13 protein-coding genes are annotated in these 13476 nt (G+C 70.4%); 6 read left to right on the top strand and 7 right to left on the bottom strand.

The features are described 5' to 3' along the window. Positions 1 to 32: 32 nt before the first annotated feature. Positions 33 to 407 (bottom strand): energy transducer TonB, encoded by a 375-nt coding sequence (locus tag JMT67_RS15135; RefSeq protein ID WP_201464074.1) that lies wholly within the window; start codon positions 405 to 407, stop codon positions 33 to 35. Between the two features lie 104 nt (positions 408 to 511). Further along, positions 512 to 1246 (bottom strand): fatty acid desaturase, encoded by a 735-nt coding sequence (locus JMT67_RS15140; protein ID WP_233455945.1) that lies wholly within the window; start codon positions 1244 to 1246, stop codon positions 512 to 514. A gap of 80 nt (positions 1247 to 1326) precedes the next feature. On the opposite strand from JMT67_RS15140, the gene crtY reads away from it, so the two are divergent. Continuing rightward, positions 1327 to 2505 carry a lycopene beta-cyclase CrtY gene (gene crtY / locus JMT67_RS15145; RefSeq protein WP_201464075.1) on the top strand — a complete coding sequence of 393 codons (1179 nt, stop codon included), beginning with the start codon at positions 1327 to 1329 and terminating at the stop codon, positions 2503 to 2505. Positions 2506 to 3952: 1447 nt separating this feature from the next. After that, a complete protein-coding gene (locus JMT67_RS15155; protein ID WP_201464077.1) occupies positions 3953 to 4885 on the top strand; it encodes a phytoene/squalene synthase family protein in 933 nt (310 codons plus the stop codon). Between the two features lie 6 nt (positions 4886 to 4891). Here JMT67_RS15155 and JMT67_RS15160 read toward each other — a convergent pair whose 3' ends face one another. From JMT67_RS15160 to JMT67_RS15170, 3 genes are read right to left on the bottom strand one after another with little or no spacing between them, the layout of a single operon-like run. After that, complete coding sequence (locus tag JMT67_RS15160) at positions 4892 to 5959, bottom strand: ABC transporter permease (protein WP_201464078.1); 1068 nt, start codon at positions 5957 to 5959, stop codon at positions 4892 to 4894. Next, positions 5956 to 6873 carry an ABC transporter ATP-binding protein gene (locus tag JMT67_RS15165; RefSeq protein ID WP_201464079.1) on the bottom strand — a complete coding sequence of 306 codons (918 nt, stop codon included), beginning with the start codon at positions 6871 to 6873 and terminating at the stop codon, positions 5956 to 5958. Before JMT67_RS15165 ends, JMT67_RS15160 begins: the two co-directional genes overlap by 4 nt. Continuing rightward, a complete protein-coding gene (locus tag JMT67_RS15170) occupies positions 6863 to 7759 on the bottom strand; it encodes a polyprenyl synthetase family protein (RefSeq protein ID WP_182714371.1) in 897 nt (298 codons plus the stop codon). The genes JMT67_RS15165 and JMT67_RS15170 overlap by 11 nt, the downstream gene beginning before the upstream one ends. Positions 7760 to 7898: 139 nt before the next feature. On the opposite strand from JMT67_RS15170, the gene fni reads away from it, so the two are divergent. Beyond that, the gene (gene fni, locus JMT67_RS15175; RefSeq protein WP_182714372.1) at positions 7899 to 8951 is read left to right on the top strand and encodes a type 2 isopentenyl-diphosphate Delta-isomerase; all 1053 of its coding nucleotides are present in this window, start codon (positions 7899 to 7901) and stop codon (positions 8949 to 8951) included. Here the strand turns inward: fni and JMT67_RS15180 are convergent. Then, a complete protein-coding gene (locus tag JMT67_RS15180) occupies positions 8918 to 9439 on the bottom strand; it encodes a sterol desaturase family protein (protein ID WP_227976050.1) in 522 nt (173 codons plus the stop codon). The genes fni and JMT67_RS15180 overlap by 34 nt on opposite strands. A 38-nt stretch (positions 9440 to 9477) precedes the next feature. Between JMT67_RS15180 and JMT67_RS15185 the strand changes: the two genes are divergently transcribed. Next, the gene (locus JMT67_RS15185; protein ID WP_201464080.1) at positions 9478 to 10251 is read left to right on the top strand and encodes a sterol desaturase family protein; all 774 of its coding nucleotides are present in this window, start codon (positions 9478 to 9480) and stop codon (positions 10249 to 10251) included. Here JMT67_RS15185 and JMT67_RS15190 read toward each other — a convergent pair. Next, a complete protein-coding gene (locus JMT67_RS15190) occupies positions 10214 to 10567 on the bottom strand; it encodes a response regulator (RefSeq protein WP_054764846.1) in 354 nt (117 codons plus the stop codon). The two genes, JMT67_RS15185 and JMT67_RS15190, sit on opposite strands and share 38 nt — an antisense overlap. 45 nt (positions 10568 to 10612) lie before the next feature. On the opposite strand from JMT67_RS15190, the gene JMT67_RS15195 reads away from it, so the two are divergent. Next, complete coding sequence (locus JMT67_RS15195; protein ID WP_201464081.1) at positions 10613 to 13090, top strand: CHASE3 domain-containing protein; 2478 nt, start codon at positions 10613 to 10615, stop codon at positions 13088 to 13090. Further along, the gene (locus tag JMT67_RS15200) at positions 13087 to 13470 is read left to right on the top strand and encodes a response regulator (protein WP_054764848.1); all 384 of its coding nucleotides are present in this window, start codon (positions 13087 to 13089) and stop codon (positions 13468 to 13470) included. Before JMT67_RS15195 ends, JMT67_RS15200 begins: the two co-directional genes overlap by 4 nt. Positions 13471 to 13476: the final 6 nt, after the last annotated feature.

The following is a 13476-nucleotide window of genomic DNA, read 5'->3' on the forward strand; positions in this document are numbered from 1 at the left end:
TTCTGTGTTAAGGGCGAGGGGCAGCCCGGGATTCACCGGCGGGTGTGTCGTCGGCGGCGTCGGATGTGTAGAAGGGACAGGAACTGGATCGTATGTTCGAACGGCCGGTCGACCGGGCGGCCGCCGTCGCGCGAGGGGGGCGTCGCGGTTCCGTTCATCAGGGCCACAGCCGCCTCGCCGAACCCGTAGCCCGGCCGGCTCTCCGACAGCACGACGCAATCCGAGACCCGGCCGTCGGCACGCCCAATGCATCGCAGTCGAACCCTGACGTCGTCCAAGACGGGCGCCGAGGATTGGGCGGCCGCCTTGATCCCGCCAGGCGCCTTGGGCTGCGCCTTGGCCAGGTCGGCGGCGGGCGCCGGCGTCGAACCCAGGGCGGCAAGAGCGAACAGCAGGGCGAGGGGCATGGGCGATTTCCTTCTCACCTATAAGGCCCGGAGCGCCGCCGTGTTCCCATCGCCGACACGAAGGTCGCCGAACAGGTCTTGGCGGCCCGCGCCGCAGCCTTGGATCAAGACTCGCCGCGCCACAGACGCCACCAGGGCCGCCAGGGGGTCAGATGGTGTTCGTGGTGGCGGCCGAAGTGGAAGCAGGTGATCAGGGAAAGAACGGGGCCGTAGCCGCTGCTGCGGGCGTGGTGGGCGTCGGCGAACGGCTGGTCGGTGTGGCGGTGCGGCAGCCAGGTGCCGAAGGTGAAGAGCTGAAGCGCTGAAAGCAAAGCCGGCGCCGCCCAGAAGGCCAGGAGATTGGCCGGCCGTGCGCCCAGACCGAAGAGGGCGATCAGGACCAGGCCGGCCAGGACCGCCATTTCGCGCCAACCGAAATAGGTGCGAAAGAAGTTCAGGAACCAGGGAAGGAAGGCGCGGGGCGCCGGGGCGTGAAAATCCGGGTCGTCGGCCGTGCCGGGCGCGGCGTGGTGGGCGTGGTGCGCCGTCTTCAGCCGATCGAAGCGGAAGCCCGCATAGAGCCCCAGGGTCAGCCGGCCGACTGCGGCGTTCAGCCGCGGCCGTCCCGGCGCCAGGGAGCCGTGCATGGCGTCATGGGCGACGATGAAAAGGCCGACCGACAACCAGGTCTGGACCGCCACGATCGCCGGGACGATCACCAGACTGGAGGTGCCCCAGCGGTGAAAATAGACGCCGTAGACGTGCAGGCTCCCCCATCCCGCCACGATCATTCCCGCCAGGGTCAGACCGATCCAGGTCTGGCGCGGGACGATGCGTGGCTCGGCGACGGCGGCGGTCATGGACTTCAATCTAGCCTATGCCGGCGTCGGAGGCATCCAGGCGGCTTGCCCGTCACGTCCGCCCGTGCCACCTGTCGCGGATGCAGGCCGCCGCCCCCGACAGTTCCGCGCCGGACCTTTTGCTGCTGGGGGGCGGTCTGGCCAACGGCCTTCTGGCCCTGCGCCTGTCCCAGGTCCGGCCCGAACTGGACGTGCGGATCGTGGAGGCGGCCGACCGGCTGGGCGGGGTTCACACCTGGTCCTTCTTCGAACCCGATCTGACGCCGAGGCAGCGGGCGTGGATCGCGCCGCTGATCGCCCATAGCTGGCCCGGCTATTCCGTGCGGTTTCCCAAGGCCGAACGGCGTCTGGCGACCGGATATTTCAGCGTGACGGCGGCGCGGTTCGCCCAAGCCTTGGACCGCGCCCTGCCGGGACGGATCATGACGGGCGTCTCGGTGGCATCGGCCGGGCCGACCGAGGCGGTTCTGGCCGACGGTCGGCGGCTGACGGCCCGGGCGGTGATCGACGGGCGCGGCCCGACCGCCGCGCCGGACCTTGCCCTGGGGTTTCAGAAATTCGTCGGCCTGGAGGTGCGGCTGACCGCGCCCCACGGGCTGAAGGAACCGATCGTCATGGACGCCTGCGTCGATCAGGCGGGGGGCTATCGTTTCCTCTATGTCCTGCCGTTCGACGACCGGACCCTGCTGATCGAGGACACCCGCTACACCGACGGCGACGACCTGGATCGCGACCTGTTCCGAACGGGCGTCAGGGACTACGCCGCGCAGCGGGGCTGGGTCATAGAGACGGTTCTGCGCGAGGAGGAGGGGGTGCTGCCGGTCGCCCTGGACGGCGACATCGCCGCCCATCTGAAGCGGCTGGGGCCGACGGCGCTGAGCGGCCTGCGCGCCGGTCTGTTTCATCCGACCACCGGCTATTCCCTGCCGGACGCGGTGCGGCTGGCGGATCATCTGGCGAAGCGTATCGAAGCGGCGCCGGACGGCCCGGCCCTGGCCCAGGTCATCCGTCGCCATGCGCGCGACGTATGGGCGCAAAGAGGCTTTTATCGGCTGCTGAACCGCATGCTGTTTCGGGCCGCGCGGCCGGATCAGAGGTACAGGGTGCTGGAGCGGTTTTACCGCCTGCCCCAGCCGCTGATCGAACGCTTCTATGCGGGGGAGACGACCTTGGGCGACAAGGCGCGGATCCTCAGCGGAAAACCCCCGGTGCCGATCGGCGCCGCCCTGACCTGTCTGGTCGAGAGAGGACACGCCTAATGCGAGCAGCAGTGATCGGATCGGGGTTCGGGGGGCTGTCGCTGGCCATCCGCCTTCAGACGGCGGGGATCCAGACCACGGTCTTCGAGGCGCGCGACCTGCCGGGCGGCCGGGCCTATGTCTATAAGGACAAGGGCTACACCTTCGACGCCGGTCCGACCGTCATCACCGATCCGTCCGCGCTGGAGGAACTGTTCGAGGCCGCCGGGCGCAAGCTGTCGGACTATGTCGAACTGCTGCCGGTCGCCCCCTTCTATCGCCTGTGCTGGGAAGACGGCGACGTCTTCGACTACGTCAACGACCAGGACGAGCTGGACCGCCAGATCGTCGCCCGCAACCCGGCGGACAAGGAGGGGTATCGCAAATTCCTGGCCTATTCCCAGGACCTGCTGAAGGAAGGCTATCTGAAGCTGGGGGCCGTGCCCTTCCTGGACTTCGCCAGCATGGTCAAGGCGGCGCCCGAGCTGATGCGGCTCCAGGCCTGGCGGTCGGTCTATGACAAGGTCGCCGGCTATATTCAGGACGAGCATCTGCGCCAGGCGTTCAGCTTCCACTCCCTGCTGGTGGGCGGAAACCCCTTCGCGACCTCCTCGATCTACGCCCTGATCCATGCGCTGGAGCGGCGCTGGGGCGTCTGGTTCCCGAGGGGCGGCACCGGCGCCCTGATCCAGGCCATGGTGCGTCTGTTTCAGGATCTGGGCGGCGAGGTCCGGCTGAACAGTCCGGTCGAGCGGATCACCCTGGCGAACGGGCGCGCCGACGGAGTGGTGGTCGGCGGCCAGACCCTGGCCTTCGACATGGTCGCCTCCAACGCCGACGTGGTCCACACCTATCAACGCCTGCTGGGCCAGGAGCCGCGCGGCCGCAAGGAGGGGGCGCGTCTGGCCGCCAAGCGGCATTCCATGTCGCTGTTCGTCATCTATTTCGGCCTGAAGCGCGTCCACCCGGAGGTGCGCCACCACACGGTGCTGTTCGGCCCCCGCTACCGCGAACTGATCGGCGAAATCTTCAAGGGGCCGGACCTGCCCCAGGACTTCTCCCTCTATCTGCACGCCCCGACCCGCACCGATCCGTCCCTGGCGCCGGAGGGTTGCGACGCCTTCTATGTGCTGGCGCCGGTGCCGCACCTGGCCTCGGCCGACATCGACTGGGCGGTCGAGGGGCCGCGCTATCGCGACCGGATTCTGGCCTATCTGGAGCANATACAGCGCCTAGCAGGGATTCTTTACTGCGTTACCCGTCGTCAGCCAGGTGCTCTAGATGACAGAGCGGGCTGTCCTCGGCTGGTGCGTGTCGATGCGCTCGATCGTGGCACGAGTGCGCGGTTGAGTGGTGCGCGAGTGTTTTTTTTTTTCAAGCAGAAGACGGCATACGAGATTCGCCTTAGTCTCGTGGGCTCGGCCAAGGCCACCGCCGGCCTGATGATCGAAGACGCGGGGCGCGCCGCATGACCGACGCCGTCCTGGACCACAGCCGCCAGTCGATGGAGCAGGGCTCCAAGAGCTTTGCGGCCGCCGCCCGGCTGTTTCCGGCGGCCATCCGGGACGACGCCTGGATGTTCTACGCCTGGTGCCGCCATTGCGACGACGAGATCGACGGCCAGGTCCTGGGCCATGGGGCGGTCGGCATCGACCCGGTCCTGGCGGGGCGCAAACTGGTCGAACTGCGCGAACGCACCGCCGCCGCCCTGGCCGGAGAGCCGCAGACGGACCCGGTCTTCACCGCCTTTCAGCGCGTCGCCGCCCGCCACGCCATTCCCGCCGAGGAGGCGATGGACCTGTTGCAGGGGTTCGAGATGGACGTGGAGGGCCGTCGCTACGACACCCTGGAGGACACTCTGGACTACGCCTATCACGTCGCGGGCGTGGTCGGGGTGATGATGGCGCGGATCATGGGGGTTCAGGACGCGCCGACCCTGCGCCGCGCCCAGGACCTGGGCCTGGCCTTCCAACTGACCAATATCGCCCGAGACGTGGTCGAGGACGCCCGGGGCGGTCGGGTCTATCTGCCCGGTCAGTGGCTGGACGAGGCGGGCGTGCCGCGCGATCAGGTCGATCAGCCCCGGCATCGTCAGGCCGTCGCCCACACCGCCCAGCGCCTGGTGGCGGCGGCCGAACCCTATTACGCCTCGGCGCGCTGGGGTCTGCGGGATCTCAATCCACGTTCGGCCTGGGCCGTCGCCACGGCGCGGGGCGTCTATCGCGCCATCGGCCGGCACGTCTCGCGCTCCGGCGCCACGGCCTGGGACGGCCGGACCTCGGTCGACAAGGCGGGCAAGCTGGCCCTGGTGGGGCGCGGGGCACTGATCACCCTGTGGTGCAAGACCCTGGACGCCTGGCGTGAACCGCCGCCGCGCCCGGCCCTGTGGACCCACATCTGACGGCGCTCAGCGCCCGGCGCGTCTGTGCTCCATCATCACGGCCAGGGCGGTCCCGGCCAGACCCACGCCGCCCAGGGCGGCCCAGCCGGCCAGGACCCCGGCGTTGAAGTCGCCGCGCCAGATCAGGGCCTGATAGGTCTCCACGGCCCAGGCATGGGGCGTGATCCAGCCCAGGGCGCGGAAGGCTTCGGGCATCAAGAAACGCGGCGCCATCGACCCGCCCAGGGCCGCCAGCAGCAGGGCGACGAAGGTGGTCAGGGGCTGGGCCTGTTCGCGTGACCGGCAGGCCGCCGTCAGGGCCAGGGCCACCCCCGCCGCGCACAGGGCGACCAAGGCGGCGGTCAGGAGCGCGGCGGCCGCCTGCCAGACGGACAGATCGGGCAGGCGGGGCCAGGCCGCGACGAAGACGGCCGCAGACTGCATCAGGCCGACCGTCGTCAGCCAGATCGCCCGCCCCGCCAGTATGGGCGCCGTCCCGCCCCGCGCCAGGACCAGCCGCGCCTGTAGGCCCGAGCGCCGCTCGTCCAGCCCGCCCATGGCCCCGTGCATGGCGGCGAAGAAGACGAACATCACGCTGACCGCCCCGGCGTAATAGGCGGCCTGGACGTCGCCCTGCGGCCCCACCTGGCGGACGGGGACGTCGCGCGACGGGGGCGCGGGCCGGCCGGCCAGGGCCGCCGCCATGGGAACCAGCCGCGCCTGGAGCGCCGCCGCCGCCACGTCTCGACCCGCCGCCGACACCACCGTCACCTGGGGCGCGCCCGCATCATCGCGGGTGATCAGAACGCCGGCGTCGGCGCGGCCGTCGATCACGGCCCGCTCCACCGCCTGGACGTCGTCCAGACGGCGAAGGCGCGGCCCCAGATCCCGCGACAGGGCGTCGCCGACGGCGGCCGTGGCCGGGGTGTGCGCCGCATCGAGCAGGGCCACGCTGGCGTCGATGTCGCCACGCGCCCCGGCGCCGAAGACGGCGGCGAACAGCAGATAGACCAGGGGCGGCAAAACCAGGGTCAGGGCCATGCCCGACCGGTCCCGCCAGAAGCCGCGCGCCCAGGCGCCCGCCACCGCCATCATGACGAGACGTCCGACAGATGGGCGACCAGGTCGTCCAGGCCGGGACGACGCACGGCGACCTCGCCCCCCTCGGCGTCCGCCTCGGGCGAAACCCTCTGGGCCGCGCCCAGGGCGTCCTCGCACAGCAGCCGCCATTCCAGCCCGTCCTTGGAGGGCGCCAGACCCGACTGGGCGAACCGGCTCGCGGCCAGGCGCGAGGCGGGCCGCGGCAGTTTGACGACCAGCAGCCGCGCCAGGCCGAAGGCCTGACGCAGCAGGGCCTTGGGCGGTCCTTCCGCCAGCAGCCGGCCCTGGGCCAGGACGCCGATCCGATCGGCCGTCTCGGAGACGAAGGCCTCGTCGTGGCTGATCAGCAGACAGCCGGCGCCCGCCTGGACCGTCTCGCGCAGGGCGGACGACAGGACGACGCGGGCGGCGGCGTCCACCCCTTCGGTCGGTTCGTCGGCGATCAGCAGGCGCGGGCGCCCGACCAGGGCGGCGCTGAGGTTGGCGCGCCGACGCCATCCGCCCGACAGTGAATGAACCGGCTCGTCCGCCCTGGGGGCGCATCCGGTCAGGGCCAGGGCCCGCTCCACCGCCGCAGGGCGGTTGGAACGGGGAAGGCCGCACAGGGCCGCGACCGCCGCGACGTTCTCGCGCGGCGTCAGGGCGGGAAAGAGGGCGCAGTCCTGGGGCGCAAGGCCGATGCGTCCGCGACGGGGCGCGCCTTCGCCGGCCGTCGCCCGCCCGCGCCGGACGGGGATCAGGCCGCAGGCCACCCGAGCCGCCGTGGACTTGCCCGCCCCGTTCGGACCCAGCAGGGCGTAAACCTCTCCGGCCGCGACGGTCAGGTTGAAATCGCGCAGCACCGGCCCTTCGCCGTAGCCCGCCTCGACGTCCTTCAGAACCAGCGCCGGCGCGACGCTAGCGTCCAAGTTCGGCCTGCCGGAAGAGATGAAGGACATAGGTCGTCAGGGGGCTGTCGTGCCCGACCGCCTCGGCCGCCCGGGCCAGTGACTGGCGCACCCCGGCGCGGACCCGGCCTTCGCCCCACAGGTCCACGAAGGTGGTCACGCCCTGATCCTGACCCACGTCCTTGCCCAGGGCCTCGCTCGTCGAACAGGCGTCCATCAGGTCGTCGCAAAGCTGGAAGGCGAAGCCGACCGCCTCGCCGAAGGCGGCGAGACGCGCCAGGTCGTCCGCATCGCCGCCGCCCATCCGGCCGCCGCCCCGCGCGGCCGCGACGAACAGGGCGCCGGTCTTCAGATCGTTGATCCGACGCAGGGCGACCACGTCGCGCTGAACGGGATCGTCGCGCAGATCGCGCATCTGGCCCTCGGCCAGGCCGTCGAAGCCGATCGCCTGCGTCAAATCGTCCAGGGCGCCCAGCCGCGCCTCCGCCGGCGCCCGGCTTTGCAGAATCAGCCGGGTCGATTGGTTCAAAAGGGCCACGGCCGCCAGCACGGCCGCATCCTCGCCGTGGCGGCGGTGCAGGGTCGGCTGACCGCGCCGCAAGGCCGCATCATCCATACAGGGCAGGTCGTCCAGAACCAGGGAGGCGGCGTGGGCCATTTCGACCGCGCAACCGAAATCCAGGGCGTCCTCGGCCCGCCCGCCGACGTGCGCGGCGGCCAACATGGCCACGACCGGCCTGACCCGCTTGCCCGGTCCCAGCAGGGCCTCGCGCGCGGCGAGGGCTAAAAGACCGTCCGATGAGGGCGCCGTCTCGGCCAGCCGGTCCTGCACCAGGCCACGCAGATTCTCGGGCGACTGAGGTTCGGGGTCCGACACGGGCTGGGGCCTTAAGCCGACGATCGCCATACGGGTCTCCTGATGTCCTTCGACAGTCGCGTTGCGACCCTGGGCTGACGCATTATGATCACATACGGCATCACGACTGCGTCGGATGCAACCCGCCAGAGCATGATCGTTTCGGAGGGAACCGCTAGGAGCGTTTGCGATGCCCACCCCCGACGACGCCCTGATCCGACGCAAGGACGAACACATCGACCACGTGCGGGCCGGACGGGGTCTCAGCGGCGCGTCCTCGGGACTGGAAGCGGTGCGTTTCGTCCATGACGCCTTGCCGGACCTGGCCCTGGACCAGATCGACCTGTCCGCCCGTTTCCTGGGGCGGCGGCTGAACCTGCCCTTCCTGATCAGTTCGATGACCGGCGGCCCGTCGCGGGCCGAGGCCATCAATGCGCGGCTGGCCGAGGCGGCCCAGGCCCTGGGCGTGGCCCTGGCGGTCGGCTCCCAGCGCGTCGCCCTGGAGACGGCCGGCGGGTCCGGCGGCTCGGGCTTGGGGCCGGATCTGCGCCGCCGGGCGCCCGACGCCCTGATCCTGGCCAATCTGGGAGCGGTGCAGTTCGCCCTGGGCTATGGGGTGGACGAGGCGCGCCGGGCCATGGAGATGATCGGCGCCGACGCCCTGATCCTGCATCTGAATCCGCTTCAGGAAGGCGTCCAGCCCGAGGGCGACCGCGACTGGCGCGGCGTGGCCCAGGGGATCGAGCGGATCGCCGCCGCCTTTCCGGGCCAGGTGGTGGTCAAGGAGACCGGCGCCGGCCTGTCGGCCGCCGTCGCCCGGCGCCTGGCCGACATGGGCGTCGCTGCCCTGGACGTGGCGGGGGCGGGCGGCACCAACTGGGGCCTGATCGAAGGGGCGCGGGCCACCGGCGGGCGGGCCGAGGCCTTGGCCGCCCCCTTCGCCGACTGGGGGGTGCCGACGGCCCGCAGCCTCCGCGACTGCGCCCAGGCCGCCCCGGACCTGGGGCTGATCGGCTCGGGCGGGATCAAGGACGGTCTGGATGCGGCCCGCGCCGTCCGTCTGGGGGCCGATCTGGTCGGCCAAGCCGCCGGGGTGCTGGAGGCGGCCCTGACCTCGACCCAGGCGGTGGTCGATCATTTCGAGCTGATGGCGGCCCAGCTGCGGCTCGCCTGTTTCTGCACGGGCTCCGCCGATCTGGCGGCCCTCGCTCAGGCGCCGCTGCTGGAAGAGCCCCGCTTCTGAGCCAGTTCGGCCTTCAGCGCCCGCGCCGACCGCACCCACAGAAAGCCGAAGGAGACGCAGCCCTCGCGCGTGCGCACGGCGTGATGCAGCCGGTGCGCCTGGATGCGCCGCGTCCAGAAGCCGGACCGCCCGGAAAAGCCCGTCGGGAACCGCCGGTGCACCAGGCCGTCGTGGAAGAAGAAATAGACCATCCCATAGGCCGTGATCCCCAGGCCGACCGGCAGGGCCCAGGGCCACAGGTGCAGACCCACGGCCACCATGACGATGGCCGGGGCGGCGAAGACCACGGCGAACAGGTCGTTCTTCTCCAGGGGGTGATCGTGCGGCTCATGATGGCTGCGGTGCCAGGACCACAGGAAACCGTGCATCACATAGCGGTGCATGATCCAGGCGAACGCCTCCATGCCCAAAAAGGCGGTCAGGAACAGCGCGATCCACGTCAGCCAGGCCATGGCCCCAGCATAGGCGGTTTGATCCGCCTTAGCCACGACTTGACCGCCGCAGGGATTTGACCGTCTGTGCCCCCATGTCGAGGGACCTGCTCATCACCACCCTGGCGCTGAGCCTGATCATCGGCGCGCGCTATCTGCTGGTCGGCGCGGCGGCCCATGGGCTGCTGTGGGCCGGGGCGGGCCGGGGACGGGCGCTGAACCTGCGGCCGCCGGCGATGAAGCGCATCCGCGCCGAGATCGTCGCCTCCCTGATCGCCTGCCCCATCTACGCCCTGCCGGCGGCCCTGGTGCTGGAGCTGTGGAAGCGGGGCGGGACGGCGATCTACAGCGATCCCGACGCCTGGCCCCTGTGGTGGCTGCCGGTCAGTCTGATCGTCTATCTGCTGGCGCACGACGCCTTCTACTATTGGGTGCACCGGGCCCTGCATCACCCGCGCGTCTTCGGCTGGGCCCATGCCGAACACCACCGGTCGCGCGACCCCAGCGCCTTCGCCTCCTTCGCCTTCGACCCGGCCGAGGCTGCGGCCACCGCCTGGTTCCTGCCCGCCCTGGCCCTGGTCGTGCCGATCCACTGGGGCGTGGCCCTGACCCTGCTGACGCTGATGTCGCTGACGGCCGCCCTGAACCATGCGGGGCGCGAGGTCTGGCCCGCCGCCTGGCTGGAGCGGGCGCCGCTTCGCTGGCTGATCACCGCCACCCACCACGACGCCCACCACAAGCGGTTCAACGGAAACTACGGCCTCTATTTCCAGTTCTGGGACCGCTGGGCCGGGACTGAGGTTTCGGCCGCCCCCTCGCGACCATCCCCGGTCATCCCTCCAGAGCGGCCCTCAGCGCCTCTTCGGTGATCGGCTTGGTCAGGGCGGCGTGGGCGCCCAGGCCGGTCGCCATCTGCAGTATGGACGACGAGGCCAGACGTCCCCCGCCGCTCATGGCGATGACCCGCAGGGAGTCCCTCAAATGCCGGGTGTCCATGATGAAGTTCAGCCCGTCGCGGTCCGGCATCAGTATGTCCACCAGCACGGCGTCGGGCGACCAGTCCTCGACGATCCGCAACCCTTCGTTGACCGTTGCTGCGGTCAGGACTTGGCAACCCAGCCGTTTCAGCATCTCCTCCAGATGAAGCAGAACCAGCGAATCGTCCTCGATCACGCAGACTTTCACGCCCAACCTCCAGATGCGATCAGGGGGAACTAACGGATGAATCCCATGTTGCGTCAACTCGGAAGACGGCGTTTCCGACTGGCCATCGCCTTGGCGGGCGCGGTCGTGACCCTGCTTCTGGCGGCCACTGGGGTGACGCTGCAACGAGAATTCTCCAGCGCGGACGCTCTGCGCGATGCGGTCGAGCAATCCTATGACACCCGGCTACAGATTCAGTCCGTCTTCTCATTGGTTCAGGACGCTGAGACCGGCCAGCGCGGCTATATCATCACCGGGGACGAGACCTTCCTTGAGCCTTATGATCGCGCCCTCGACCGGTTGGACGCTCAGATGAACAAGCTTGCGGGTCTTTCGGCTAAGGACCCGCCACAGGCCGAGAACCAGCGTCTTCTGTCGGAACGGGTCCGGCAGAAGCGGCTGGAGATGCAGCGGACCATCGCGCTGCGCGAATCCGGCCAGGCGTCCGCCGCCATCAGCCTCGTGATCAGCGGGCGAGGCAAGCTGACAATGGATGATATCCGCCAGATCGTGGATCGGATGACGCAGCGTGAGGCCGACCTGCTGTCGGCGCTGTCGGCCGACGCGCGCGAACGGACCCGGCATACCGAATTCCTGGTGGCCCTGATGTTCAAGGTTCTGGTCTTGACCGCCTTGGGGACCGCCTTCCTGGTCTGGCGCTATCTGGCCACCCGCAGCGCCCTGCTGGAGCGGCTGGAGGCCGCCGCCGCCCGCCACAGCGCCACCCTGGACAGCGCCTTCGACGCCATCGTGACCCTGAACCCCAGCGGCAGCATCGAGACGCTGAATCCGGCGGCGGAACGGCTGTTCGGCTGGTCGGCGCCGGAGGTCGAGCGCCGCGACGTCGGCCTTCTGGTCGATGATCTGGCCGAAAACGGAGAGGGCGCCTTTCTGGGCCGGCTGGACGCCAGCCACGGCGATCTGGAGCAGGGGCTTCTGCTCGAACTGACCGGCAAGCGCCGGGACGGGACGCGCTTCCCGGTCGACGTCGCTCTTGCGGCCATGGACCTGCCGACGGGCCGCCATGTGGTGGCGGTGATCCGCGACGCCACCGAACGCCGCCGCATCGCCGAGATGAAGGACGCCTTCGTCTCGACCGTCAGCCACGAACTGCGCACCCCCCTGACCTCCATCGCCGGCTCCCTGGGCCTGGTCGCGGCCGGGGCGGGCGGACGCTTGCCGGAAAAGGCGGCCCGACTGATCGACATCGCCCACGCCAACAGCCGCCGTCTGGTGCGGCTGATCAACGACATCCTGGATGTGGAGAAGCTGGAGGCCGGGCAGCTGAAGATGACCCTGGCCCCGCTGGACCTGCGCGACGTCGCCGCCCGAGCGGTCGAGGGGATCCAGGGCTACGCCGATCAGCTGGGCGTGGGCGTCAGCCTGAACGACGGCCCGCCGGCGCCGGTGCGGGGCGACGGCGATCGGCTGATCCAGGTGGCGACCAATCTTCTGTCAAACGCGGTCAAGTTCTCGCCGTCCGGCGGCGAGGTCCGGGTGACGGTCAATCCCGAGACCCGGATCGCCCGGCTCAGCGTATCCGACCGCGGCCCCGGCATAGCCGACGAGTTCCGCTCGCGCATCTTCGGCAAGTTCGCCCAGGCGGATTCGACCGATGCGCGTGAAAAGGGCGGCACGGGCCTGGGCCTGGCCATCGCCAAGGAGATCGCCGAACGCCACGGCGGGCGGCTGTGGTTCGAATCCGCCGAGGGCGAGGGGGCGACCTTCCATCTGGACCTGCCGCTGGACCAGGCCGATGCGGCGCATGACGAGGAGGCGGTGCGGCTGCTGATCTGTGAAGACGATCCCGACGCCGCGCGCATCCTGGTCGAGATGCTGTCCTATGAAGGGTTCAAGGCCGATGTGGCCGACACGGCGCGCGAGGCGCTGACCCTGGCCCGCCGCGCGCCCTACGCCGCCGCCCTCATCGACCTTCAACTGCCCGACGCCGACGGGGTCAGCCTGATCCGGCAGCTGAAGGCCGATGAGGCGACGCGCGCCATGCCGGTGGTGGTCGTCTCCGGCGACGTGGCCCGGGGCCGGGTGCGCGGCCGCTCGCTGGAGGTGGCCGACTGGGTCGAAAAGCCGGTCGATCAGGACCGGCTGCGCCAGGCCGTCCGCGCCCTGTTCAGCGCCGACGACAAGCCGGTGGTTCTGCACGTCGACGACGACCGCGACATTCTGGAGGTGACGCGCCAGGCCCTGGATACGGTCGAGGTCGTGCCGGTCGAGAGCCTGGCCGCGGCGCGCGAGGCCCTGGCGCGGCGGCGACCGGACCTGGTGATTCTGGACCTGGGCCTGCCCGACGGCAACGGCCTGGACCTCTTGCCGCTGTTGACCGAGGAGGACGGCCGCACCATTCCCGTCATCATCTATTCGGCTCAGGACATGGACCGAGAGGCCGCCCCGGCCGTTCAGGCGGTCCTGATCAAGTCCCGCATGTCCCTGACCCAGCTGGCGCGGACCGTGCGTCGCCTGGCCCCCCGCGCCCGAGGTGTTGCATGACCGCTCTCCACATCCTGCACGTCGAGGATGACAAGGACATTCGCGACGTGACCGCCTTCGCCCTGACGCTGGACCCCCAGGTTACGGTGACCTCGGTGGCCTCGGGCGAGGCGGCCCTGGCCGCGCTGGACGGCGGGCTTCGTCCCGACGTCGTCCTGATGGATGTGATGATGCCCGTTCTGGACGGTCCCGCAGCCCTGGCGCGCATCCGCGAACGGGCGGGACATGAGACGACGCCGGTCATCTTCATGACCGCCCGGGCTCAGTCGAGCGAGATCAGCCGTTATCGCGCCCTGGGCGCCCTGGACGTCATCGTCAAACCCTTCGACCCCATGACCCTGGTGGAGGAGATTCGGACGATTCTGGCCCAGGCCGGGTGAGGGGGC

The sequence above is a fragment of the Brevundimonas aurantiaca genome, from assembly GCF_904830995.1.
GTDB lineage: Bacteria > Pseudomonadota > Alphaproteobacteria > Caulobacterales > Caulobacteraceae > Brevundimonas > Brevundimonas aurantiaca.